Genomic DNA, 24729 nt, shown 5'->3' on the forward strand with positions numbered 1-24729 from the left:
ATGCCGGGCCCGCGCGAGGTGCGAGACGCCGTCGTCGTGGGCGCCGGGCCGAACGGCCTGGCGGCCGCGGTCACCCTCGCGCGCGCCGGGCTGGACGTGCTCGTCCTCGAGGGGGAGTCGACCCTCGGCGGCGGCGCGCGCACCCTCGATCTCGGGCTGGTGCCCGGGATGGTGCACGATCTCTGCTCCGCCGTCCATCCCCTCGCGTTAGCGAGCCCGTTCCTGCACGAGTTCGACCTGCCCGGGCGCGGGGTCGAGCTGAAGGTCCCGGAGATCTCCTACGCCCAGCCGCTCGAGGGGCGGCCGGCGGCGCTGGCCTATAAGGACCTCGAGCGCACCGTCGAGGGGCTGGGGGCCGACGGCGCCGCCTGGCGATCCCTCATGGGCCCGCTGGTGGCCGGTTCCGACGCCGTCGCCGCGGTGGTGCTCGGCGACCACCGGTCCATCCCGCGCGAGGCGCTGCGGCCCCGCGGGCTCATGGGGGCGCTGGGGCTCGGGCTGGCCGCGCTGGAGCAGGGCACCGCGGCGTGGAACCTGCGCTGGCGCGGGGAGGAGGGGCCGGCGCTGCTCACCGGCGTGGCCGCCCATGCCATCTCCCCGCTGCCCGCGCTCGCCGCGGCCGGGACCGCGCTCATGCTCGGGGCGCTGGCGCACTCGACCGGCTGGCCCATTCCGGTCGGGGGATCGCAGGCGATCACCGACGCCCTCGTGGCGGACCTCCGCGCGCACGGCGGGGAGCTGCGGGTGGATTCCCATGTGACCCACTGGCGCCAACTGCCGCGGGCGCGGGCGTACCTGTTCGACGTCAGCGCGGCGGCCCTGGTGCAGATCTGGGGCGACCGGATGCGCCCGTCGGTGCGCGCCGGGCTCGAGCGGTTCCCGTTCGGCGACGCCGTCGCCAAGGTGGACTTCGCCCTGTCCGGGCCGGTGCCGTGGGCGGACCTGCGGGTGGGCTCCGCGGGGACCGTGCACCTGGGCGGCACGAGGGCGGAGATGGCCGCGGCCGAGAACGCGGTGGCGGCCGGGCGCCACCCCGAACTGCCGATGGGGCTGCTGTCGGACCCGACGGTGATGGACCCCTCGCGGATGGTGGACGGGCTGCGGCCGCTGTGGACCTACGCCCACGTGCCGGCCGGGTCCGACGTGGACATGACCGAGGCGATGATCCGGCAGATCTCGCGATTCGCCCCCGGCTTCCGGGACGTGGTGGTGGCTTCGCGCTGCATCCCGGCGGCCCGGATGCACGAGCACAACGCCAACTACGTCGGCGGGGACATCGCGGCCGGGGCCATCACGATGTGGCGGATGATCTCCCGCCCCCGGCTGGCGTGGGACTACTACGACGGCGGCGTGCCGGGCGTGTACCTGTGCTCGGAGTCAACCGCCCCGGGGCCCGGCGTGCACGGGATGGGCGGGTGGCATGCGGCCCAGCGGGCGCTGAAGCAGCGGTTCGGGATCCGGCAGGCGCCGAGGCTGACACCGGATACGTGAGTTCCGCAGCAGTCACGTCCGTCGCAGGGGTGATGGACATACGTGAGGATTGAACCTTAGAGTTTCGTCTTCGAATCCGGTTCACTTCGTGGTGGTACACGAGCAATAGTCTGCGCGTTCGCCACCACGGCGGCCGCAGCGCCGATCAAGAGCATCCATGGCTGCCATGTGGGAAACGAAGCGCACACGACCGGAAGGGCCCACAGACTGACCGACAGCACAAACCTGCGCAACGCAGGCCGGGTCAGACTTTGCCCGCGCGCCTCCTTGTTACGCCAGGTGTAGATGGCGAAGGATGCCATGAAGACGCCGAAGGCAGTAAGTATCGGAGCTAAGAAATCTGACTTGTCGCCCGGCGTGATGAGTGTGAGAAGCACCGCCCATCCGACAATCCCCAAGGTCAGCAGCAGGGAAGCGACGGCGATCGCGCCCGCCAGAGGTGAAGAAAGCTCGCCAGGGGCTCGTTGGGCGGAAATGTGGTGCATCGGATCCTTAGACGTTCCTCGGTGGTGCCCTAAGCCGCAGCGAGTGGGGCGCGCAGCGGCCAGTCGTCGCCCTCGAGCACCGCCTGCACCGCGGTGGCAGTGGCCGGGTTGATGACCACCGGCGCGAGGAGGTTGGCGGTGTGCGGGTGCTCCTCGGTGGCCGGGTGGACGACAACGAGCACCGTGGCGGGCCGCTGCTTGCCGTCCAGACCCAGCCGAGAGAGGGTCTCCCGCGCCAGCTGCGGCTGGTAGTCGGGGAAGAACGGCTCGGGGTCGAGGAGAAAGAGCCGGGTCTCCGGAACGTCGACGCTGCGCAGCGTGAAGAGCTGGCCCGCCTCGTCGAGCGGGGTCAGGGCGAAGCGGTCTAGGTGGCCGAGACCCGGGGGCGGATCAAGGAAGGTCAGGACGGCGGCCGGGGCGGCGGCGGTGTCGGGGACGTCGGCGCTCATCGGAGGAAATCCAGCAGGCTCGGCTGCAGGGCGCGCGAGGTTGCGCTGAGGGCGGACTGGTAGGCGACCTCTTGTGCCTTGAGCTCGACGATCGTCTCGGCGAGGTCGACGTCCTCGACGTCCGTCAGCTGGGCTTTGAGCGTGACCTTGTTGCCCTCGATCGTTTCTTGAGCTGCCAGCACCTGGTTGTACCGGGTGCCGACGGCGGCGACCTCGCCGAGCATTGCGTTAATGCGCGTGTCGATGGCGCCGAGATAGTCGGCGACATCGGTCGCGCCGTCGCTGATCGCCTGGGCCGCGCGCTCGAGCAGCGCGAAGACGGACACGTTGGCCTTCGCTGCATCCGCCGGCGTCATCTCGCCACCGCCGACGTACTCGGGCCAGGCACCTTCGCCGAACACGGTCTTACCGTTGGAGTCGACCCGAACCGTGGTGTTGTCGGAGATGCGGCGCTCGACGGTGGGATACGCGGCGCCCGTATCTGGCGTCGCACCACGGAAGAGGTACTCCGAGCCGGGACCGAAAGCCTCACCGGCGTCGGACGTGCCGGCGAAGACGGACCGCCCCAGGTACTGGGCGTTCGCCTGCTCGCGCAGGGCCTCGGCCGTCGCTCGAATCTCTGTAGCGAGGGCATCGCGGGCGGCCTGGCCCAGTGCACCGGTGTTGGCGCCCTGGACGGTGAGGTTGCGCGCGCGTGTGAGCAGCGCCGTCGAGCCCTGCAGTGCGCTGTCGACCGTGCTGAGCCAGCCCACGCCGTCGGCCGCGTTGCGCCCGTACTGGGCGTTCGCCCGCTGGTCGGAGCGGATGCGCATCGCGTCGACCATGCCGGCCGGGTCGTCGGACGCCTTGAGGATCCGCTTGCCAGACGACAGCTGCTCCTGCAGCTGCGACATGCGCGAGAGGTTGCTCTGCAGGCTCGCCAGCGATGCCTGCTTGAGGCCCTGCTGAGTGACTCGGCCGATCATGATTACCTCCCGACCACGCCGGTGCGGTTGATGAGCGTGTCGAGGATCTCGTCCACGCTGGTGATGACACGGGCCGCCGCCTCGTAGGCGCGCTGGTAGGCCATGAGGTTGACGGTCTCCTCGTCGAGGTCGACGCCGGCCTGGGACGTGAGTAGCCCCTCGGCGACGGCGCGAGAGGCCTCGGCGTTGGTTGAGCGTTGGGTGGCGGTGCGGGCGTTGACGCCCAGGTCGACGACCGTCCGGGACCAGGAGGCGGCGATGTGGCCGGGCACCGGCGGGTTGCGAGCCGAGAGGTCCCGCGAAATCGCATCGGCAACAGAACCGTCACGAGCGCCCATCCCGGGCGCCCCGGCCGCGATGTCGTTGACGTTCGTGATGGCCACGGCAAGGTTCGTCGCCGTCACGGGGTTCGTGTCCGTGAAAAAGGGCAACTTGGAGGCTTGCGTTTTGTCCGTCGCGCTGAGGGCGACGCCCTGGGCATGGGCGGTGTTGACCCTCTCGGCGAGCTGCGCCGCCAGTGCGTCGTAGCTGTGGGCGAGCTCGGCGATCGGTCCGCCGGTTCCGTCGGCGGTGGCCGGCGTGAGCACGGTGAGCAGGCCGGTGAGGCGCCCGCCTGTCGCGCCGATGGCACTGCCGGAGGCCTTCCAGACCAGGGCCGGCGTCTGCGTCGAGGGATCGCTGAGGAACGTGTCGAAGGTGTCGGCGCCGGTGACGTCGACGTGGTTGGCCTTCTCGCCGCGGACGAGCGCGTTGCCGCCGACCATCACATCGACGGTGCCGTCCTCCCGTAGGCGGGCCTCGGCGCCCACGAGCCCGCTGAGCTGCGCCAGGACCTGGTTGCGCTGGTCGATCAGCGCGTTGGGGCTGCCGCCGGAGACGGTGATGGCCTTGATCCGGGCGTTGAGGTCGGCGACGGCGTCGGCCGCGGTGTTGACGTCGGTGGCCAGGGCGCGCGTCTGGGCCCGGGTCGACTCCCACTGGGAGGCGGCGGCGCGGTAGCCGCTCGCGATCCGCGCGACCAGCGTGTTGGCGTTCTCGAGCAGGACGGCGCGGGCGGCGGGGTCGTCGGGACGGTTGGCGACGTCCTGCCAGGAGTTGAAGAAGGTGTCGAGCTGTGCGGCCAGGCCGTTCTCCCCGGGCTCGGCGATGGTCGACTGGAGCCGGGAGTAGGTCTCCGCCACGGCGTCGAGGAAGGCGGCGGAGGAGGTCTCCTGGCGTACCCGTGCCTCGAGGAAGACGTCGCCGAGCCGGTCGATCGAAGTCACGAGGACGCCTCCGTTCACAGAGCTGGATGCCCCGAGCATCGACGCCGGCGCCGTGCCCTCGATCGCTTGGAGGTTGGCACGCTGACGGGTGTAGCCCGGCGTGTTGACGTTGGCGATGTTCTGCCCGGCGATCTCCAGCGCCTGGCGCTGGGCGATCAGCGACGTCAGGGCGCCGTTAAGAGCGGAAAAGGTGCTCATTGGGTGGGCTTCCTCAGAAGGTCTCGTCGAGCAGCTGTGCGCCGGTCGCGCTGGCGGCGGCGGCTCCGCTGGGGTCGTAGGTGTGCACACTCTCCCGCAGGCTCATCAGCGTCTCCTGGGTGGCGCGGTGAGTGGTGGCGAGAAGGTCGCGGTTGCTCTGGGCGAGCTCGCTGATCTCCGCCGTGAGTCGGACGAAGTTCTTGCGGTGCTCCAGGAGGATGGCGTCCCAGGGTGCGGGGGCCGCGTGTGCGAGGTCCAGCAGGCTCACCCCGGTCGGCAGACCGAGAGTGCGCGCCGCTTCGCCCACCTCGACGGTGCGCCCGAGCTCAGCCGCCCGGATGGTCTCGAGGACCTCCTCAACCTCGCGGGTGGCCAGGGGGAGCCGCGTGGTCCGCCCCGTGATGAGGAAGAGCTGCTCGACCTCGAGCTTGAAGAGGAGCTGCTCGAGGAGTTCGCGTTCGCGCCAGAGGATGTCTGACAAGGCCTTCAGTGGCACGCATCCACCTCCTGGTCGCTGGTGCCTGGTCAACTCATTCATCGGTCGGGGGAGAAGGTGTATGAGCACATCGGTCGGGGCAATCCCCCGACACGTGACGATGGAGCGGTTTCTGATGGACTGAGCAGGCGTTGAGCAATTCCTGGTGTGATCTGCGACACACCGATGAAACGGTGCTTGCCCGGAACATTTGCGGTGTGAGAGCGTCCGGTTGCTGGAGTTCACGCCCTCGGGGGATGGCGAGAATCGTGGCTTCGGTGCGTTCGCCGTTCGTTCACGAAGACGACGCAAGAATGCCCACTGACAGCCGTCCGATCGTCCCGGCCTTGCCGGTACGCCGGGTTCCCCCGAGGGAGATTCGCCGTGACGTACGGTCGCTTAGAGCAGGATGTGCTCATAGTCGAGAACCTCCCGCTCGTCGGTTACCTCGTCTCCGAGATGATCCGTCGCGTACCGGCGCACGTGCAGCGTGATGAACTCGCTGCAGCTGGCTCGTTGGCCCTCGTCCAGGCGGCCCGCGCGTTCAATCCCGAGCTCGGTGTTCCCTTCAGCAGGTATGCGGCCATGCGCGTGCGTGGCGCCATCGTCGATGAGCTGCGTGGAATGGACTGGGCGTCGCGCGGGGCTCGGCACCGGGCCCGGCAGCTGACGGAGACCGCTGAACGGCTTACCGCGGCACTCGGGCGAACACCATCCCGCGACGAACTGGCTGAGGCGCTTGGCGTTGATGTGGCCGACGTGGACGCAACGCGAAGCGATGCTGAACGGCGCGTTCTCAGCATAGACGCGGAAGGGGCCGGTGCGGCCGAGTCGCTGACGGCCGCCGGATTTGGCCCAGAGGAGCGGGCGCTCATCGACGAGCGGCTGCGTTATCTCGGTGCTGGGGTCGTCGAGCTGCCTGAGCGACTCCGGCACGTGGTGGAGGAGCTGTTCTTCCATGACCGGCCGGTGGTCGAGCTCGCCGCCGAGATGGGCGTGACGCAGTCGCGGATCAGCCAGCTGCGCACCCAAGCGCTCGGGATGCTGCGTGACGCGATGAATACGTCGCTCGAGCCCGATCTCGCGCCCGCGCCGTCGGCCGCGCCTGGTGTGGCGGAGCGTCGGCGTCAGGCGTACTACGCCGCTGTTGCGGAGCGGGCAAGCTCGGCCCTTGCTCGGGGTGTAGCGGCGCCCCTGCCGGTTCGTGCCGCGGTGGACGTCGTCTGACGGAAGTCCCGCTCGAATTCCTCACACCTGAGTTGATCCGGCCGATCTGACTGGCTGACCGCCCACGGATGGGCAGTTTCAGGACCCACTTCAGGAAGAAGAGGAACGATGGCTCTCACCATCAACAACAACATTGCGGCGGTTAACGCCTACCGCAACCTGTCCAACACCCAGAACGACCTGAGCAAGTCGCTGGAGAAGCTGTCCAGCGGTTTCCGCATCAACCGGGCGGCGGATGACGCTGCCGGTCTGGCCATCTCCGAGGGCCTGCGCTCGCAGGTCGGTGGTCTCAAGGTCGCTGCCCGCAACGCCCAGGACGGTATCTCCGTCGTTCAGACCGCTGAGGGTGCACTGACTGAGGTCCACTCGATCCTGCAGCGCCTGCGTGACCTCGGCGTTCAGGCCGCGAACGATTCGAACAACGACAAGGCCCGCGAGAACATCACCGCCGAGGCAAACCAGCTCGTCAAGGAACTCGAGCGGATCGGTAATTCCACGAACTTCAATGGCACCAAGCTGCTCGATGGCGGGGCGGATTTTGGTAGCACCACCCTCACCTTCCAGGTTGGTGCCGATGGCAACAACAATAGCCAGATCGGCGTAGACATCAGCAGTGCCAACGTGCTCGCGGTCGCGAACGCACTGAAGGCGCAGGCCGGTCAAACGTCTACCGTCGACGTAGGTTCCATCGCTGCTGACGACATCTTCCGCTTCAGCTTTGATCCCGACGGTGTGGGAGGGGTGGCGGCGACTCCCCTCGACGTCACAGTGGGGACCACAACGCTCCCCACCTCCGTCGGTGACATCGTCGCGACGCTGAACGGGAACGACCAGTTCAGTGCCTCGTATGTCGCAAGCGTCAACGCGGACGGCAAGCTTGAGGTTCTGTCGCGCACTGGCGGAACGGGCGCCACGGCCACGTTCGTGCACCTCAAGTCTGATGGCACTGCTCCGGCCGCGGACTCGCTTCCTGCTGCAGGCACCACCACGGCCGCGGCCGCGATCTCCTTTGATAATGCAACCAAGGCCCAGAGTGCGATTCGCGCCATCGACACGCAGATTGAAAAGATCTCCACGGCCCGAGCCAACCTTGGTGCTTACCAGAACCGATTCGAGCACACGGTCAAGAACATCAACGTCTCGATCGAGAACCTGTCCGCGTCGGAGAGCCGCATCCGCGACACCGACATGGCGCAGGAGATGACCGCGTTCACCCGCTCGCAGATCCTTTCTCAGGCTGGCACCGCGATGCTGGCCCAGGCCAACCAGATCCCGCAGGGCGTTCTCCAGCTCCTGCGCTGATCTGCGCCGGGTGGGTCCCGGTATCCCAGCATGACCGCGGCCGGCGGCGGGTGAACACCCCGTCGTCGGCCGCACCCACATGACCGGAAAGGTGGACGCGATGGCGGGCATGGCGATCGACGGCCTGATCAGCGGAATCAACACCACCGAGCTGATCAACAACCTCATGAAGCTCGAGGCGGCGCCCCAGCTTCTGCTCAAAAAGAAGTCCACCGAGACCAGCAACCTGGTCTCGGCCCTCCAGGCGCTCAACACCAAGGTAGCCTCGCTCGGCACCAACGCCGCCAACGCAGCGAAGGTCACCTCGTGGGAGGTTCACAGGGTCGCCAGCTCTTCCGCCGCCGCGACGGCGTCCGCCTCCGGCGCTGCGGCCGCCGGGTCCCTCGAGTTCAGCGTGGACCGGCTCAGCGCCGGCCAGGTGTCGATGGTGAATCTCGGCGGAGCCGATCTCGGAACGCCGCCACGGTTGACGGTCGTCCGGGACGGCAAGGTCTACACCGTCGACGCAACCGGCGACCTCGACGACATCGCCAAGGCGATCAACGCGGCCAAGGACCTCGGCCTCAGCGCCGTCAAGGTCCGCGTCAGCAACGGCGTCGCCGGCGGTGAGCCGGAGTACCGCCTCCAGCTGTCCGGCATCTCCGGCCAGGGCAACGCCTTCGACGTGTACGCCGGCGACGCCGTCGCCCTCGGCTACGTCACCGACGACGGTGAGGGGACAGTCACCGAGAACGCCGGCGCCGCCGCCATCCGGCTGGCGCACGGTATCCCCCCCGCCGCCGACGACCCGGCCAGGCCGCTCATCGCCGCCCAGGACGCCCAGATCACGCTGTGGCCCAGCGCCGGTTCCGCCGACCCGGTCCGGCTCACCAGCGCGACCAACACCTTCGCCGGCGTCATGACCGGCGTGGACGTCACGGTCGGCGCGACCACCAGCGCCGGCTCGCCGGCGGTCCTCACGGTCAGCCCGGACGCCGATGCGATGCGCAAGCTTGTCTCGGACGTCGTCGGCTCGGTCGGCGTCGTGCTCTCGGATATCGCCTCCCGGACAGCCTCGACGACCACCACCGACGCTGACGGCCGCACCGTCGTCACCGGCGGGCTGTTCTCCGGAGACTCCGCCATCCGCGGGCTTGCGGACAGCGTCCGCAACGCCGTCTCCTACCCGGTGGAGGGCCGCTCCCCGTCGGAGATCGGCATCAAACTCGACCGATACGGCGCCATCACATTCGACCAGGCAGCCTTCGACGCCGCCATGGCCAAGGACCCGGATGGTACCCAGAAGATGGCCATGGCGATCGCCGCGCGCGTCCAAGATGTGGCGGAGAGCGCATCGGATCCGATCGATGGCACGCTGACGCTCAAGGTCACGGCCCAGGAGGACGCCGTCAAGGATCTTGGCCGTCAGATCGCCGACTGGGACCGTCGCCTGGAACTGCGGCGCGAGGGCCTGCAGCGCACCTACTCGGCGCTCGAGGTCGCCCTCAGCCGGATGCAGTCTCAGCAGAGCTGGCTCGCCGGCCAGCTCGCTACGTTGCCGCAGGCGAACACGGGCAAGTAAGGAGCCATGATGAACCAGGCCGCCCTGCTGGGACGTTTTCGCGCCGAGGCCGTCTCCACCGCCACACCGGCGCAGCTCCTCATCATGCTCTACGACCGGCTCGTGCTTGATCTGGACCGCGCCGTCGAGGCCCTCAAGGAGGAAGACCGACCTGCGGCCAACGACCAGCTCACCCACGCCCAGGAAATCATCCACGAGCTGCGTAGCAGCCTCGACGTCTCGGCCTGGGAGGGCGCCCGGGGGCTGATGGACCTCTACGGCTATCTGCTCACCGAGCTCGTCGGGGCCAACATCGCCCGCGACATCGCGCGGGTGAGGGCATGCCGCGACCTGGTGGCCCCGCTGCGGGACGCATGGCACGAGGCCGCCTCGCAGGCGGTCGGTACGGGGGCGGCGACCGCACCTGCTCCGGCAAGCACCGCGCCGGGACGCGCCGCGGCGCAGGCGTTCGCCCCGGCCGCGCCCGCCGGCTACCAGCCGCGGGGAGACCTCGGTGTTGCCTGAGCCGAACGCCGCCGATCCCGCCGCACCCCGTCGAGAAGTTGACGTCTCGCGAGAGGGGGAGGGGCGTTGGTGCGGTGAGGGCGGACACCGCCGTGGCGACGACGCCTTTCACGCCCGCTGGGTCGACGCCCTCACCGAGCTCGAACTCGACGTCGCCGACGCCGAAGCCAGCCTGACCGGCGATCACACGCCCAGCCGGCGCGACCCCTGGACGCCGCCCGAAGGCCTCGGCCCGATGCCGGCCTCGCTCCGCACGAGAGCCGAGGCCCTCCTCGAACGCCACACGGAAGTTGCCCGCCAGATCACCGAGGCCGCCTCCATGAGCCGGCGCCAGGCCCGCGCCGTCCAAGCCATGCGCGCCAACGGCCCGGCCCGGCCCGTCTACGTCGACATGGCGGGCTGAGTGATGGACGACGGCACCGACCTCGAGTAACACCGGCTAGCACCAACCGGACATTCCACCGCAAGGACGCGCCGAAGAGTCGCCTAACAGAAACCGAACAAGGCGGCAACGGGAAAACATGGGGACTTCTCCCCATCAACCCCTCATCCAGCTCGCTGACCTGCCGATATGACCGACCGAGCACGGATCGCTCAGACAAGCAGGCCACGGATCGGCCGATCACACCCGCGAGCTGGATGGGGACCACTCGGCATGTTCGACTCCGTGACATCCGTGGCGATGAAAAGCGCCCTGGATGCCCTTGCGCTGCGCCAGCGTGTGATCGCCGACAACATCGCCAACGTCCAGACCCCCGGCTTCCTCGCCGGCCGCGTCTCCTTCGAGGACGCCCTGGCCCGCGCCGTCGACCGCGGCACCGGCGCCGCCGAGGCCAGCGTGGAACGCTCCCTCGAGCCCACCCGGACCAATGGCAACAACGTCAACCTCGACACCGAGACCCTGAGCAACGTCGACACCAACCTGCGTTACCAGGTGGCCACCCGCGCCATCGACGGACAGTTCTCCAGCATCCGCACCGCGATGAGGAGCAACTGATGACCGTCTTCGGCGCGATCGGCATCGCCGGCACCGGCATGACCGTCAACCGCAAGTGGCTCGACGCGGTCAGCGACAACCTCGCCAACATCAACAACGCCGCCCCGACCGACGGCGAGGCCTTCCGCGCCCGCTACGTCGTCGCCCAGGCGATGGACTACGGCGAGGCCGGCGGCGTCGAGGTGGCCGGCATCGAGCTCGGCGACCCCGAGGGCCGCCTGGTCCACGACCCCAGCCACCCGCTCGCCGACGACGACGGCTACGTGCGCTACCCGGACATCGACATGGCCGCCCAGATGACGCAGCTGATCATGGCCCAGCGCGGCTACCAGGCCAACGCCGCCGTCGTGGACCGCGCCAAGGAGACCTACACCGCGGCCCTGCAGATCGGGAGGAACTGATGCCCGTTTCCCCCATCGGCGGCCTCGGCGCCGTCGCCAACGTTGCCCCCACCGGCTACCTCACCGACGCCCTCGAGCCCGGCCGGGCCGACGGCGGCGCCTCCTTCGGCGTCTCGCTCGCCTCCGCCGTCGACGGCCTGGCCTCCGCCCAGCAGAAGTCCTCCACCCTGGCCGTGCAGGCCGTCACCGGCCAGCTCGAGGACATCCACGACTACACCATCGCCGCCACCGAGGCGCAGGTGGCCCTCGAGCTCACCGCCGCGGTGCGCAACAAGGCCGTTGACGCCTTCACCGAAATCATGCGGATGCAGGCCTGATGCCCGCCGCCGTCACCGGGTTCTTCGGCAAGGCCAAAGCCAGCTGGGACCAGTTCAGCCTGCCCCAGCGCACCCTGCTCACCCTCGGCCTGGCCGTCCTCGTGCTCGGCGTCGTAGCCCTGACGTCCTGGGCGACCAAGCCCGTCATGGCCCCGGTCTTCTCCAACCTCGCCCCCGAGGACGCCCAGGCCGTCGTCGACCAGCTCGAGGCCGACGGCGTCCCGTACGAGCTCGCCGACGGCGGCGGCACCGTCCTGGTCCCGCGCGACCAGCTGTACAAGGAGCGCATCGCCCTGGCCGCCTCCGGCGTGCCCACCTCCAAGGACGGCTACTCCCTGCTCGACGGCATGGGCATGACCAGCTCGGACTTCCAGCAGCAGGTCACCTACCAGCGCGCCCTGGAGGGCGAGCTGGCCAACACCGTCCGGGCGATCGACGGCGTCGCCGCCGCCACCGTGCACCTCGCCCTGCCGGAGGAGTCGGTCTTCGTCGACAAGGCCGCCGACCCCACCGCCTCGGTGTTCGTCGACCTCAAGCCCGGCAAGCAGCTCGAGTCCGCCTCGGTCGACGCGATCGTCAACCTCGTCTCCGCGGCCGTGCCGAACATGAAGCCCGCGGGCGTGACCGTGGTCGATGCCGCCGGGCGGGTGCTCTCCTCCACCGGCACGGGCGGCGGCCCGGGCGGGGCCTCGGACTACCAGGACGGCGTCACCCGCAGCGTCCAGGCCATGCTCGACCGGGTGGTCGGCGTGGGCAACGCCGTCGTCTCCGTCCAGGCCGAGCTGAGCCGGGACGAGACCCAGCGCACCACCGAGACCTTCACCCCCGCGGACGGCACCCCGCCGCTGTCGGAGTCGACCAAGACCGAGCAGTACACCGGCACCGGCCAGGCGGTCGGCGGCGTGCTGGGCCCGGACAACATCGCCGTGCCCAACGGCGGCGGCGACGGCAACTACACCTCAGAGGACTCGGTGAAGAACAATCCGGTCAACAAGGTCACCGAGCAGACCACGGTCAACCCCGGCGGCGTGGCCCGCCAGTCCGTCTCCGTCGTCGTCGACGCCAAGGCCGGCGCCGGGCTGAGCCTCAACGAGCTGGAGACCATGGTCTCCGCCGCCGCGGGCATCGACCCCGCCCGCGGGGACCAGGTGGCCGTCTCGCGGATGGCCTTCGACACCACCACCGCCGACGCCGCCGCCCAGGCCCTGGCCGCCGAGCAGGCCCAGGCCGCCGCGGCGGCGCGCAACGCCCTCATCCGCAACATCGCGATCGGCGTCGTGCTGCTGGTCATCGTGCTGATCGTGGCGATGTTCGTGCGCCGGGCCCGGCGCGAGCGCCGCGAGGAGATCGACCTCGGCGAGCTCAAGCTCATTCAGGCCCAGCAGGCCGAGGAGGCCGCCGTCCTCGACAACCCGCTCGAGGACACCGCCTACCTGCCCGCCATCCCCGAGCCGGTCAAGCTGCCACCGGCCACCGAGGCGGACGGCATGCGCGCCGAGATCGCCGCGCTGGCCACCGAGGACCCGGCCATGGTGGCCAAGCAGCTGCGCGAGTGGCTGGCGGTGCGCCGATGAGCCCCGTCGCGACGCAGCTGACCCCGGTGCAGAAGGCCGCCGTCGTGCTCCTGCAGATCGGCCACGAGCGGGCGGCCAAGGTCCTCGCCGAGCTCTCCGAGCAGGAGGTCGAGGAGATCACCGCGGAGATCGTCCGCATCGAGGAGGTGCCGCAGGGGACCGCGGACGCCGTCATGGCGGAGTTCCACCGCCAGATCTCCACCGGCGCCCCCACCATGGGCCACGGCGGCCTGAGCTACGCCCAGCGCCTGCTCGAGGCCTCCTTCGGCCCGGAGAAGGCGGCCGGGGTGCTCAACCGGCTGAGCACAATGATGGCCGGGCAGCCCTTCGACTTCCTCCAGCACGCCGACGCCCGCCAGGTGCAGTCCCTCCTCACCGGCGAGCATCCGCAGACCATCGCGCTCGTGCTTGCCCACCTGCGCCCGGACCGGGCCTCAGCGATCATGACCGGCCTCGACCCGGCGCTGCGCACCGTCGTCGCCCACCGCATCGCGCTGATGGAGCGGGCCTCGCCCGAGGTCGTCAAGATCGTCGCGGAGAACATCGAGCGCAAGGCCACCGCCGTGCTCACCCCGGGCGACATGACCGCGGTCGGCGGCGTGCAGCCGCTGGTGGAGATCCTCAACCGCTCCGACCCCGGCACCGAGAAGCAGATCCTCGACGCCCTCGGCGAGCGCGACTCCGAGCTCGCCGACCAGGTCCGCGGCATGATGTTCACCTTCGAGGACATCATCCTGCTCGACGACCGCGCGGTGCAGCTGGTGCTGCGCCAGGTCGACATCGCCACCCTGGCCGTCGCCCTCAAGGGCGCCCCCACCACGGTCTCGGACAAGACCCGCCGCAACCTCTCCGAGCGCGCCCGGGAGAACCTGCGCGAGGAGATGGACCTCGCCGGGCCGGTGCGCCTCTCCGAGGTCCAGGAGGCCCGCGGGCAGATCATCACGGTGATCCGCACCCTGGAGGAGAGCGGGCAGATCGTCATCCGTCGCGACGGCGAGGACGACTATGTCAGCTGAGGAGGCCTTCGCCCCGGCCCGGTTCACCGCCGCCGCGCTGCCCACCGCCGCCGCGTCGACGGCGAGCGCCAGCGGGTACGCGGCCGGCTACGCCGCCGGGTTCACCGCCGGCTCCCGGGCGGCCGCCGAGCAGGCGGCCGAAGCCGAGCGGCGCCGCGTTGCCGAGGAGGCCGAGCGGGTCGCCCGCCGGGGTGCCGACGCCGAGGCCGCCCTGGCCGTGCTCGCCACCACCGCGGCCGCCGCCCGGGCGCGCACCGCCCCGGTGATCACCGAGGCGGTGGAGACGCTGGCGCGCGCCGCCGTCGAGCTGGCCGAGGCGCTGATGGCAGCCGAGCTGGCCGACGACGACACCTCTGCCCGCACCGCCCTCGCCCGGGCCCTGGGCGAGGCCGGGGAGGACGACGTCGTCCGGGTCCGGCTCAACCCCGAGGACCACGCCCACCTGCGCGCCATGCTCGAGGCCCACCCCGGCGAGCTGGACATCCCGGCCGGCGTCGAGCTGGCCCCGGACCCGTCGCTGGCCCGCGGCGACGCCGTCAGCGAGCTGACCGAGGGCTACCTCGACGCGCGCCTCGGTGCCGCGCTGGCCCGCGCCCGCGCCGCGCTGGAGGTGCGGCGATGACGCTCCTGCTCGACACCCCGCGCTGGGCCCGCACCCTCGCCGCCGCCGCGCCCACCCGGGTGGGCACGGTGCGCTCCGTCGTCGGGCTGTCCATCGAGGTCAGCGGGCTGCCGTGCGCGGTGGGGGACCTCGTGGACATCGACGCCGGCAAGGCCGTGATCGGCGCCGAGGTGGTCGCGCTGGACCAGGCGGTGGCCCGGTGCATGCCGCTGGGGCCGACGGACGGGCTGCGGGTGGGCGCGCCGGTGCGCGGCACCGGCCGGCCGCTGTCGGTGGGCGTGGGGCCGTCGCTGCTGGGGCGGGTGCTCGACGGGCTGGGCCGACCGATCGACGGGCGCGGCCCGGTCGGCGCGGTGGAGACGGTGCCGGTGGCCGGGCATGCGCCGTCGGCGCTGGACCGCGCCCGCGTGGACACGCCGCTGGAGCTGGGCGTGCGGGTGCTCGACACGCTGGTGACCGTCGGGCGCGGACAGCGCATCGGGCTGTTCGCCGGCTCTGGGGTGGGCAAGTCCTCGCTGTTGTCGATGGTCGCCCGCGGCACCGAGGCCGCCGTCAACGTCATCGCCCTGGTCGGCGAGCGCGGCCGCGAGGTGCGCGAGTTCCTCGAGGACGACCTGGGGCCGGAGGGGCTGGCGCGCTCCGTCGTCGTCGTGGCCACCTCCGACGAGCCGCCGGTGGTGCGCCTGCGCGCGGCCTTCACCTCCACCCGCATCGCGGAGTACTTCCGCGACGGCGGGGCCGACGTCGTGCTCATGATGGACTCCCTGACCCGGGCCGCCATGGCGCAGCGCGAGATCGGGCTGTCGGTGGGGGAGCCGCCCGCCACCCGGGGGTACCCGCCGTCGACCTTCTCCATGCTGGCCCAGCTGCTCGAGCGGGCCGGCACCGGCACGACCGGGTCGGTGACCGGGATCTACACGGTGCTGGTCGACGGCGATGACCACAACGAACCGATCGCCGACGCCGCCCGCTCCATCCTGGACGGGCACGTGGTGCTCGACCGGTCCCTCGCCGTCGTCGGGCACTTCCCCTCCGTCGACGCCGTCGGGTCCGTCTCGCGGGTGGCCTCCCGGGTCACCAGCGGCGAGCAGAAGCGGCTGGCGACGGCGCTGCGCGGGGTGCTCGCCGCGCGCCGGCAGGCCCAGGACCTGCTCGACGTCGGCGCGTACGTGGCCGGGTCCAACCCGCAGGTGGACGCCGCGGTCAACCATGCCGGCGCCATCGACGCCTTCCTGCGCCAGGGCATGGACGAGGCCGCGCCGGCCGCGCGGTCCTGGCAGCAGCTCGCCGCACTCGTGTCCCAGCTGGGGGTCGCCGCATGAGTACCTTCCGCCTCGCCGGCCTCGGCCGGCTGCGCCGCCTGCAGGAGGACCACGCCGCCGCCGAGCTGGCGCGGCGCGCCACCGACCGGCGCGGCGCCGAGCGGCGCACCGCCGACGCGCGCGAGAAGCTCGCCGGCACCGTGTTCGCCGGCAGCGCCGACCCGCAGACCTGGCGGGCGGCGGTGGCCGCCCGGGCGTCGATGAGTTCCCTGGTGCTGGCCGCCCAAGCCGCCACGGAGACCGCGCGCGGACTCGAGGCCGAGGCCCAGGCGCAGTGGACGACGGCGCGCAAGCGGTCCAAGACGGTCGAGAAGCTGGCCGAGCGGCACCGCGCGGAGGAGACCGTGGCCGAGCTGCGCGCCGAGCAGCAGGTCCTCGACGAGCTGGCCACCCAGCGGGCGGCCCGGCGGCGGGAGGAGCGGCCGTGAGCGGGGTGGCCGCCGTCCAGGCGCGCATCGGGGCGATCGAGGCGCGGATCGCGCAGGTGACCGGGGCGTACTCCGCGTCCGGCGCCGCTGACTCTTCCTCCGCCCGTGCAGCGCAAGAGGTCAACTCCGACGCGACGTTCGCCGCGGCGCTGAACAGCGCGATGGCGGCCACGGGCTCGTCCGGCTCCGGGCTCTCCACGTCCCAGCTGCTTGGCTCCTTCGCCGGCGCGCCGGCCGGGACCGGGGCGGGGTTCGTGGCCGCGGCGTCGAAGTACCTCGGCGTGCCTTACGTGTGGGGCGGCGAGTCGGCGTCCGGGATGGACTGCTCGGGCCTGGTCCAGCGCGCCTTCGCCGACATCGGCGTCTCGGTGCCGCGCACCGCCCGCGAGCAGATGCGCATCGGCACCGAGGTGGCGTCGTTGGCCCAGGCCCAGCCCGGCGACCTCATCGTCACCCGCGGCGGCGGCCACATCGCCATCTACCTCGGCGACAACAAGATCCTGCACGCGCCGCAGCCGGGGGAGAAGGTGTCCGTCCGCGAGCTGTTCGAGACGGACAAGGACATCGACACCATCCGCCGGGTGCTGCCGAGCGGGACGTCCGGTTCCGGTGCCGGGGCGCTCGGTGCGGCTGGGCTCACCGGTCTCGGGGCGGCCGGTGGCAACGCCGCGACTGCCGCCCTTGCCTCGCTGGCGGTCCCCGGCCTCGGCACCTCCGGCGCGACAGCGCTCGACTCGGCGCGCCTGGCCCTGCAGCTCTCGACGGGAGGCCTGTGATGAGCATCGGCATGCTGCCACCGGCGCCCGCGCCGGCGACGACCACTCCGCCGGCAGCGGCGCGCGGTGCCGCTCGCCGAGGAAGCGATGACGCGTTCGCCTCAGCGTTAGCGGCCGCGCTGGACCCCCGCGACGCCCGCGCCGCGAAGCCGGACGCCGACCGCACCGCGAAGCGCCCCGGCGGACCGCGCGAAGCCGGGGGCCCGAAGGCCCGACCCGAGCACGACATGGCCAGGGGCACCAGCGGTTCCCCCTCCGGTGCACAGGACCCGACGACGGACGCCGCCGACGACGCGGCTGCGAAGCCGGGCGCTGATGGTGTGGTCCTCCCCGGCACAACGGCGGCGGCAGCTGCGACGGTGCTCACTGTGCCAACGACGCCGGTGCCGACAGCCGGCGTGGACGTCACCCAAATGGCTTCCGAGAGCGACGCCGTCCCGGGCGATGCGGTGACCGCGTCAGTCGCTATGACTGTCTCGGAGGCGGTGACTGTTGTCGCCGACCTTGGGGCGACCGTCGTGACCGACGGTGAAGCGGACCTGCACGGGGTGGACGGCCCGAGCTTGCGCCCGGTCGCTGGAGGCATTCCCGCTTCCACCTCGCCCTCCGCCCCCGTCCCAGCCGCGGGCGTTGCTGGCTCGTTCGAGCTAGCTGCGGTCGCACCCGGAACGACCGCGGGAGGAACCGAGACCACGCCCACACTGACCCCCTCGCCGACGGCCGGCGGCGAGGCAGCCAACCTCGCCGCGATGCCGGGTTCCGGTTCGGTCGCCGGACCGGCGTCCCCCGACACTGCGCTCGGCGACGAGAGCCCGGTCGCCGATCGAGCGAACGGCTCTGCCACGCCAATCGCCGGACCAGCTACCACCCCGGCACCGGCCGACACGGCGACGCGGCCCGCGACCTCGCCGGCATCGGCCCCGGACGCGTCGGTCGCTGCCCCGGCGACCCCCGCTGCGCCTTCGGCCACCCCGCAGGTGCTCGTCACCGGCACCGCCGCCGCGGCCCCCGCCGAGCCGGCGGCCCCGGTGACCGCCGCGGCGCCGGTGCCGTTCACCGACCAGCTCGTCGGCCCGCTCGCACGGCTGCGCGAGGCACCCGAGGGCACCCACGTGCTCACCGTGCACGTCACCCCCGAGGACCTCGGGCCGGTGCGGGTGCGCGCCCACATCACCGGCGAGGGCGTGCGCATCGAGCTGCTCGGCGCCACCGACGCCTCCCGCGAGGCGCTACGCGTGGCGCTGACAGACCTGCGGCGCGACCTCGCGGCCACCGGGCTCAACGCCGACCTGCAGCTCGGTCAGGACCGGGGCGACCGGCAGTCGGGCCTGCAGACCGGCGGTCAGGGACCCGATGACGGCGGCGACCAGCCCGGCGGGGCACGGCCCGCCACCGCGACGCGCGGCGAAACCCAAGCTCCGCCGTCGTCCACCTCCACCATGCCGACCGGTGCCACGCGCCCCGGCGGGATCGACCTCTTCGCGTAAGGAGACACCATGTCCGTCCCCGCCGTGTCCGGCGCGTCAGACTTCTACGCGAACGTCGGCGCGACCCGCAACACCGATGCCGCCGCGACCGCCGCGGGGGAGCAGACGCTCGACAAGGACGCGTTCCTGCAGCTGCTCGTCGCGTCGCTGAAGTACCAGGACCCCAGCGCGCCGATGAACACCTCAGAGCTCATGGCGCAGACGACGCAGCTGTCCACCATGGAGCAGCTCGTCTCGCTGACGACCATGGCCCAGCAGAGTTTCGCGCTGCAGCAGCGCAGCTCGGCCGCGGCGCTGGTCGGGCAGTACGTGAGCTACGTCGACGACAAGGGCAAGACGGTCGAGGGGCTGGTGAAGTCCGTCGACCTCACGAGCGCGGACCCGCTGCTGAAGATCGGCGACGCGTACGTGTCGCTGCACTACATTTCCGGCGTCGTCAGCAAGCCTGCCGACCCGGCCCCTAACCCCTCCACCAGCCAGACGACGTCGTCCGGCAACACCGTCCAGGCCTGACCCGCCCCACCAGAAGGGACCTTCCCCATGCTCCGCTCGCTCTTCTCCGGCATCTCGAGCCTGAGGTCGCACCAGACCATGCTCGACGTGACCGGCAACAACATCGCCAACGTCAACACCACCGGCTACAAGGCCGCCCGCACGCAGTTCGAGGACACCCTGTCGCAGGTGCTTCAGAACGCCGGCGCGCCGCAGGCGGGCCAGGGCGGCACCAACCCGGCGCAGGTCGGGCTGGGGGTGCAGGTCGCAGCGATCACCAACAACTTCACCGACGGGGCGACGCAGCAGACCGGCAGCCCTCTCGACATGAAGATCACCGGCGACGGGTTCTTCATCATCAACAGCGGCACCGAGCAGCTGTACACGCGCGCGGGTGCGTTCACGCTTGATGCGCTGGGGCAGCTCACGACGCCGGGTGGGGCGCTGGTGCAGGGGTGGGGAGTCGACGCGAATGGGAAAGTCGATCCCACCAAGTTCGGAAATATCTCGCTGCCTGTTTCCACGACGATGGGAGCGCGGGCGACGGCGGAGGCAGTCTTCGAGGGCAACCTTCCTGCGGAAGTTGCTGGTGGAACCACGATAGACCGAACCATTCAGATCTACAACGAGCTTGGCGTTGCCCGTGATTTGAAGGTCACTTTCGCCAAGCAGGCTGACGGCTCATGGAAGGTAAACGCCGGGGATGGCGCCGCAACAGCCGTCGAACTGACGCTTACTCCGGTCCCAGCAGTTAAGGCCGACCCGAACGCCACACCTCCTGTCGAGGCGGTTCCTGCTGGAACATTCGACATGAGCCCCGTTGCCCCGTGGAAGGTCGGCGGAGTCACTATTGACCTCTCGCGCGTCAGCGGGTTCGGAAACTTGAGCACTCTCGAGGCGAAGAGTCAGGACGGCATGGGGGCCGGCACGCTGCAGTCGTTCAGCATGAACGCAGACGGCACGCTGATCGGGTCGTTCTCCAACGGCTTCAAGGAGCCAGTCGGACGAATCGCATTGGCAAACTTCGCTAACGCGGCTGGTCTCGAGAAGGCTGGCGGTACCGCATTCCGCAGCACGGTGAACTCGGGAGAGGCGCAGGTTGGCACAGCGGGAACCGGTGGTCGTGGTTCGCTGAGCAGCCGAGCTCTGGAGATGTCTAACGTGGACCTCTCTCAGGAGTTCACCAACCTCATCATCGCCCAGCGCGGCTTCCAGGCCGGCTCGCGCGTGATCACCACTTCCGATGAGCTGCTTCAGGAGCTCGTCAACCTCAAGCGATAATCAGGAGCCTCAATAGACCTCACCCCTGCCGTGTTCGATTGCGGCAGGGGTGCGTCGTCTCAGCGGCGCGCCAACGCGCCAATGATGAGTTCGCGAGTCACTGCCGGGGTTCCGGGCAGTTCCACACGTCGCAGCGCTGCGGTGTCGAAACCGGCCGCTTGCAGCGAGGCTCCGGTGTCCCGGTTGATGTGGCAGCCACCACTGAACGCTGGCCAGAGTCGGTCGAGACGATCCTGCCGACGCACAACTCGGTCATCCGCGCTGCGCACATGCTCCATCACCAGAAGCTTCCCGCCGGGCCGCAGTACCCGGTGCAGTTCCCGAGCCACGGCGTCGACGTCATCGACGCTGCACATCGTGAGCGTGGTGATGCCGATGTCGGCCGACTCGTCGTCCAGCGGCAGCGATTCGGCACCCACCGGATGAAGCTGCATGGACTCATCCATGCCCGCTGCGAGTCGCGTGCGCATGTAAGGGTCTGGCTCGATCAGGTGCACCTCGGCCACCGCGGCAGGGAGATGTGCCAGGTTGTGGCCGACCCCGGAGCCGATGTCCAGGGTCACGCCGCGCGCCTGCCGCACCAGCGACCGTCGATGCTCGCCCAGCGGTCCTTTCTCCGCGGCGGCGCTGGCCCGGGCGTAGAACCACGCAAAGAACCGGTGCCCACGCTCGGCGCTCACTGCGGTGCGGCTCATGTCGGGCCCTTCGTCGCGACGGCTTGCCTCAAGGCATGCGGATGCATAACGCACAGTAGGGGAGCGGGCCGCTCCCGAACGCCCGGCGGCACAGCGGGCCCGTTACCTACCCCCGCGCCGCCTCGTAGCGCCGCAGCGCCTCGGCCCGCTCCGCGCCGTGGTCGACGATCCGCTCCGGATAGCCGTGTGCCAGCCCGTCGGGCACCCGCCACGGCTGGTGCACCGCCGCGCCGGGCACGTGCGCCAGCTCGGGCACGTACCGGCGCACGTACTCGCCGTCAGGGTCGAATTTCTCGCCCTGGGTGACCGGGTTGAACACCCGGAAGTACGGCGCAGCATCCGTGCCGGTGCCCGCCACCCACTGCCAGCCGTGGTTGTTCGAGGCGATGTCGCCGTCGCGCAGGTGCTCGAGGAAGAACCGGGCGCCGTGCGGCCACCACACGTGCAGGTCCTTGACGAGGAAGCTCGCCACCACCATCCGCACCCGGTTGTGCATCCACCCTTCGGCGAGCAGCTGCCGCATGCCGGCGTCGACGAACGGGAACCCGGTCCGCCCCTCCTCCCAGGCGCGCACGTGGCCGGCGTTCGCCGGGTCGGCGTAGGCCATGCCGCGCAGGTCCTGGCGCAGGTCCGTCCACGCCGAGTCCGGCCGATGCCAGAGGACATCGGCGTAGAACTCCCGCCAGCACAGCTCGGCCACGAACCGCTCGGCGCCCGGGGACGTGCCGGCCGGGTGGGCGGCGACGTCGGCCAGCATCGTGCGCGGGTGGATCGCGCCGTACTTGAGATGCACCGACATCTGCGAGGTGGCGTCGAGGTCCGGGCGGTCCCGGGTCTCGTCGTAGTGCGCCAGCCCGTCGTCGAGGAACTCCTCCCAACGCTCCCGAGCGGCCTCCTCGCCGGTCGGCACGACGGCGACGTCGTCACCCCCGGGCGGCGCCGCCGACTCGACGCCGCGGCGCCAGCGCACGCCCGCGGGAACCGGCGCGGGCGCGGGCCACCCATGCTCGCGCCAGGCGCGGGAGAACGGGGTGAACACCTGGAACGGCGTGCCGTCGTCCTTGTGCACCAGGCCCGGGCCGACGGCGTAGGGCGTGCCGGTGGCCACGAGCGGGACGTCGCCCAGGGTCCGCTCGACGCGACGGTCCCGCCGTCGGCCGTACGGCGTGGTCTCCCGGCTGACGTGGACGCTGGCGGCGCCGACCTCGTGGGCCAGGGGCGGGATCACGTCTTCGGGGCGGCCCTCGCGGACGACGAGGGCGCCGTCGTAGGACTCCTGAGCCGCGTGCAGCGCCGCAGACAGGTGGGCGCGGCGCACCGGGCCGGCGGAGGCCAGCAGCGTCGGGTCGGCGACGAAGACGGGCAGGACGTCGCCGCCCGCCTCGTGCGCCGCGAGGAGCGCCGGCAGGTCGTGCAGGCGGAGGTCGCGGCGCAGCCACAGCAACGCGGTCACGGTCGCCATCTTCCGCGACGGCGCGCGTGGCGGCATGCGGTGCGCGGGACGACGTGGGCGGGTGGGACAACCGGTGCCGATCAGTACACGGAGTCCGCCGCCGCTGAGAGCGTGGCAGCCAGTTCCCGGCCGACCGGCGCACACTGGACGGAGGCGTCACCCGGGAGGGCCGAGTCGTGAAACGCAGCCCTGTGCTGGCCGTGGTCGGGGTGCTCGTCGCCATCGTCGGCGTCGTCTGGACGCTGCAGGGGCTGGGGTACCTCGCCGGCAGCCCCATGACCGGCGTGCGGGCGTGGGCGGTGATCGGGCCGATCGTCGCCATCGTCGGCGTCGTCCTGCTCGTCTCCGGCCTGCGGCGCCACCGCGAGCGGTAGGACTTCCGCGAGAGCCGGAACGCTACTGGCCGTACATCGTACGCATCGAGTTGTACGTTGTACGGATGAACGTCACTCTTTCGGGTGCGGCGGCCGCGGGCGTCTGGGCCGACCGCCGGTACCGGCGGCTGTGGGGGTCGGTCGGGGTCAGCCTCCTAGGCTCCGAGATCACGACCCTGGCGATGCCGCTCGCCGCGGTGGCGGTGCTGGACGCCTCGGCGCCGGAGGTGGCGCTGCTGTCGGCGGCCGGCACCGCGCCGTTCCTGCTGCTGGGGCTGCCCGCCGGGGTGTGGGTCGACCGCTGGCCGCGCCGCACGGTGATGGTCCGCACCGACTGGGCCCGCGCGGTGCTCCTCGCCAGCGTGCCGGTGGCCTACGTGCTGGGGATGCTGACGCTGGCGCACCTCGCCGTCGTCGCCTTCGCCGTGGGATCGCTGAGCGTGCTCTTCGACGTCGCGGCGCTCTCCGTGCTTCCGGCGCTGGTCGCCCGGCACCACCTGGCTGCGGCCAACGGGTCGCTGGAGGCGGCCCGGGCTGTGGCGCAGACGTCAGGGCCAGCGCTGGGCGGCGTGCTGGTCCAGGCGGTGTCCGCCCCGCTGGCCCTGCTCGCCGACGGTGTCAGCTTTGTCGTCTCCGCGGTGCTGCTGCGCGGGCTGCCGCTACTTCCGGCGACCCAGCAGGCGGCCGAGCGCCGGCCCGTCCGGCGTCAGATCGCCGAGGGGCTGGCGTTCTGCCTGCGCCACCCGGTGATCCGGGCGCTGGCCGGCGGCGGGGCCTGGCTGAACTTCTGGACCCACGTGCTGCTCGCCGTCTTCGTCGTCTACGCCGTCCGCGAGCTCCACCAGACCCCGGCGACGATCGGCCTGGTGCTGGCCGCCTCCAACGCCGGCTACCTGCTGGGGTCCCTGCTGGTGCCGCGGCTGAACCGGTGGCTCGGGGCCGGGCCGACGGTCATCGCCGGCGTCCTCCTGCACGGCGGCCTCATCGGCGTCGTACTGGCGCCGGCCGCGACGCCGCTGCCCTGGCTGGTCGCGGCCTTCACGGTGCAGGCCGTCGGCGTGAGCCTGTGGAACGTCAACGCGGTGAGCCTGCGCCAGGCCGCCACCCCCGAGGCGCTCCTGGCCCGGATGAACGCCACCACCCGGTTCCTCCTATGGGGCGCGATGCCCCTGGGCGCCGCCACCGGCGCCCTGCTGGCGACCACGGCCGGACTCCACGCCGCGGTGGCGGTGGCGGCGGTGGCCGCACCCCTGGTCGCGCTGCCCCTGGCGCTCTCGCCGCTGCGGATGGTCGGCGCGATCGCCGGCGCCGACGACGAGGACGGCGAGGACCTCGCCGACGCCGGAGCGACGCCCGTCCCCGAGACGCAGGGTCAGCCGTCGGGGAGCTGAGGAGGTGGGTGCGGCTGGCCCGAGGCGCCGGTCGGCGGGCCGAAGAAGCTAGCGGTCCGGCCCCGCTCGAGGATGAGTCATCAGGCCGAGACGTCGACATCTCGCCGAGCGATGATATTCCGTGGGGCTGGTGTGACTGCTGTGAAACAGCGGCAAAATGGCCCGATAGCAGACTCGTCAA

General features: G+C 71.3%; 27 protein-coding genes. 20 read left to right on the plus strand and 7 right to left on the minus strand.

All coding sequences use genetic code 11. The annotated features are described in order from the left end of the window. Positions 1-1491 (plus strand): phytoene desaturase family protein, encoded by a 1491-nt coding sequence (locus tag GD880_RS15110; protein WP_152232447.1) that lies wholly within the window; start codon positions 1-3, stop codon positions 1489-1491. A 56-nt stretch (positions 1492-1547) separates the two neighbouring features. Here the strand turns inward: GD880_RS15110 and GD880_RS15115 are convergent, their stop codons facing one another. The 5 genes from GD880_RS15115 to GD880_RS15135 are packed head-to-tail and all read right to left on the minus strand — an operon-like array spanning position 1548 to position 5349. Continuing rightward, on the minus strand, positions 1548-1976 hold the full coding sequence (locus GD880_RS15115; RefSeq protein ID WP_152232448.1) for a hypothetical protein: 429 nt from the start codon (positions 1974-1976) through the stop codon (positions 1548-1550). Between the two features lie 29 nt (positions 1977-2005). Further along, entirely contained in the window at positions 2006-2425 is a 420-nt protein-coding gene (locus tag GD880_RS15120; protein ID WP_152232449.1) for a flagellar assembly protein FliW, read from the minus strand. After that, complete coding sequence (gene flgL, locus GD880_RS15125) at positions 2422-3390, minus strand: flagellar hook-associated protein FlgL (protein ID WP_152232450.1); 969 nt, start codon at positions 3388-3390, stop codon at positions 2422-2424. The genes GD880_RS15120 and flgL overlap by 4 nt, the downstream gene beginning before the upstream one ends. A gap of 2 nt (positions 3391-3392) precedes the next feature. Beyond that, entirely contained in the window at positions 3393-4853 is a 1461-nt protein-coding gene (gene flgK / locus GD880_RS15130; RefSeq protein WP_152232451.1) for a flagellar hook-associated protein FlgK, read from the minus strand. A gap of 13 nt (positions 4854-4866) precedes the next feature. After that, a complete protein-coding gene (locus GD880_RS15135) occupies positions 4867-5349 on the minus strand; it encodes a flagellar protein FlgN (RefSeq protein ID WP_152232452.1) in 483 nt (160 codons plus the stop codon). Between the two features lie 363 nt (positions 5350-5712). Between GD880_RS15135 and GD880_RS15140 the strand changes: the two genes are divergently transcribed. From GD880_RS15140 to GD880_RS15220, 17 genes are all read left to right on the plus strand, one after another. Continuing rightward, the gene (locus tag GD880_RS15140) at positions 5713-6555 is read left to right on the plus strand and encodes a sigma-70 family RNA polymerase sigma factor (RefSeq protein ID WP_152232453.1); all 843 of its coding nucleotides are present in this window, start codon (positions 5713-5715) and stop codon (positions 6553-6555) included. Positions 6556-6663: 108 nt separating this feature from the next. Then, positions 6664-7857, plus strand: coding sequence for a flagellin N-terminal helical domain-containing protein (locus GD880_RS15145; RefSeq protein WP_152232454.1), 1194 nt, complete (start codon positions 6664-6666; stop codon positions 7855-7857). Between the two features lie 100 nt (positions 7858-7957). Further along, positions 7958-9418, plus strand: a complete 1461-nt coding sequence (gene fliD, locus GD880_RS15150; RefSeq protein ID WP_152232455.1) for a flagellar filament capping protein FliD — start codon at positions 7958-7960, stop codon at positions 9416-9418. Between the two features lie 9 nt (positions 9419-9427). Beyond that, positions 9428-9922, plus strand: coding sequence for a flagellar export chaperone FliS (fliS, locus tag GD880_RS15155; protein ID WP_152232456.1), 495 nt, complete (start codon positions 9428-9430; stop codon positions 9920-9922). After that, on the plus strand, positions 9912-10325 hold the full coding sequence (locus GD880_RS15160; RefSeq protein ID WP_193314550.1) for a hypothetical protein: 414 nt from the start codon (positions 9912-9914) through the stop codon (positions 10323-10325). Before fliS ends, GD880_RS15160 begins: the two co-directional genes overlap by 11 nt. Positions 10326-10577: 252 nt before the next feature. Next, positions 10578-10919: a flagellar basal body rod protein FlgB gene (locus GD880_RS15165; protein WP_152232457.1), complete on the plus strand. Its 342-nt coding sequence runs from the start codon at positions 10578-10580 to the stop codon at positions 10917-10919. Next, a complete protein-coding gene (flgC, locus tag GD880_RS15170; protein WP_152232458.1) occupies positions 10919-11320 on the plus strand; it encodes a flagellar basal body rod protein FlgC in 402 nt (133 codons plus the stop codon). Before GD880_RS15165 ends, flgC begins: the two co-directional genes overlap by 1 nt. Then, complete coding sequence (gene fliE / locus GD880_RS15175) at positions 11320-11637, plus strand: flagellar hook-basal body complex protein FliE (RefSeq protein WP_152232459.1); 318 nt, start codon at positions 11320-11322, stop codon at positions 11635-11637. The genes flgC and fliE overlap by 1 nt, the downstream gene beginning before the upstream one ends. Next, positions 11637-13211: a flagellar basal-body MS-ring/collar protein FliF gene (fliF, locus tag GD880_RS15180; protein WP_152232460.1), complete on the plus strand. Its 1575-nt coding sequence runs from the start codon at positions 11637-11639 to the stop codon at positions 13209-13211. The genes fliE and fliF overlap by 1 nt, the downstream gene beginning before the upstream one ends. Continuing rightward, positions 13208-14227, plus strand: a complete 1020-nt coding sequence (gene fliG / locus GD880_RS15185) for a flagellar motor switch protein FliG (RefSeq protein WP_152232461.1) — start codon at positions 13208-13210, stop codon at positions 14225-14227. The genes fliF and fliG overlap by 4 nt, the downstream gene beginning before the upstream one ends. Beyond that, entirely contained in the window at positions 14217-14849 is a 633-nt protein-coding gene (locus tag GD880_RS21130) for a FliH/SctL family protein (RefSeq protein ID WP_152232462.1), read from the plus strand. Before fliG ends, GD880_RS21130 begins: the two co-directional genes overlap by 11 nt. Continuing rightward, positions 14846-16171, plus strand: coding sequence for a FliI/YscN family ATPase (locus GD880_RS15195; RefSeq protein WP_152232463.1), 1326 nt, complete (start codon positions 14846-14848; stop codon positions 16169-16171). The genes GD880_RS21130 and GD880_RS15195 overlap by 4 nt, the downstream gene beginning before the upstream one ends. Next, complete coding sequence (locus GD880_RS15200) at positions 16168-16599, plus strand: flagellar export protein FliJ (protein ID WP_152232464.1); 432 nt, start codon at positions 16168-16170, stop codon at positions 16597-16599. Before GD880_RS15195 ends, GD880_RS15200 begins: the two co-directional genes overlap by 4 nt. After that, a complete protein-coding gene (locus GD880_RS15205) occupies positions 16596-17375 on the plus strand; it encodes a C40 family peptidase (RefSeq protein ID WP_152232465.1) in 780 nt (259 codons plus the stop codon). Before GD880_RS15200 ends, GD880_RS15205 begins: the two co-directional genes overlap by 4 nt. After that, a complete protein-coding gene (locus GD880_RS15210) occupies positions 17375-18862 on the plus strand; it encodes a flagellar hook-length control protein FliK (RefSeq protein ID WP_152232466.1) in 1488 nt (495 codons plus the stop codon). Before GD880_RS15205 ends, GD880_RS15210 begins: the two co-directional genes overlap by 1 nt. 9 nt (positions 18863-18871) lie before the next feature. After that, positions 18872-19375 carry a flagellar hook capping FlgD N-terminal domain-containing protein gene (locus tag GD880_RS15215; protein WP_152232467.1) on the plus strand — a complete coding sequence of 168 codons (504 nt, stop codon included), beginning with the start codon at positions 18872-18874 and terminating at the stop codon, positions 19373-19375. Between the two features lie 27 nt (positions 19376-19402). Then, a complete protein-coding gene (locus tag GD880_RS15220) occupies positions 19403-20635 on the plus strand; it encodes a flagellar hook protein FlgE (protein ID WP_152232468.1) in 1233 nt (410 codons plus the stop codon). Between the two features lie 59 nt (positions 20636-20694). On the opposite strand, the gene GD880_RS15225 is transcribed toward GD880_RS15220, so the two are convergent. Next, complete coding sequence (locus tag GD880_RS15225; protein ID WP_152232469.1) at positions 20695-21330, minus strand: class I SAM-dependent methyltransferase; 636 nt, start codon at positions 21328-21330, stop codon at positions 20695-20697. A 106-nt stretch (positions 21331-21436) separates the two neighbouring features. Beyond that, positions 21437-22792, minus strand: a complete 1356-nt coding sequence (locus GD880_RS15230; protein ID WP_152232470.1) for a cryptochrome/photolyase family protein — start codon at positions 22790-22792, stop codon at positions 21437-21439. Positions 22793-22959: 167 nt separating this feature from the next. On the opposite strand from GD880_RS15230, the gene GD880_RS15235 reads away from it, so the two are divergent. Both GD880_RS15235 and GD880_RS15240 read left to right on the plus strand, forming a co-directional pair. Then, positions 22960-23157, plus strand: coding sequence for a hypothetical protein (locus GD880_RS15235; protein ID WP_152232471.1), 198 nt, complete (start codon positions 22960-22962; stop codon positions 23155-23157). Between the two features lie 65 nt (positions 23158-23222). Continuing rightward, positions 23223-24548, plus strand: coding sequence for an MFS transporter (locus tag GD880_RS15240; protein ID WP_152232472.1), 1326 nt, complete (start codon positions 23223-23225; stop codon positions 24546-24548). Positions 24549-24729: the final 181 nt, after the last annotated feature.

This window comes from Georgenia ruanii (assembly GCF_009193175.1).
Classification (GTDB): Bacteria; Actinomycetota; Actinomycetes; order Actinomycetales; family Actinomycetaceae; genus Georgenia; species Georgenia ruanii.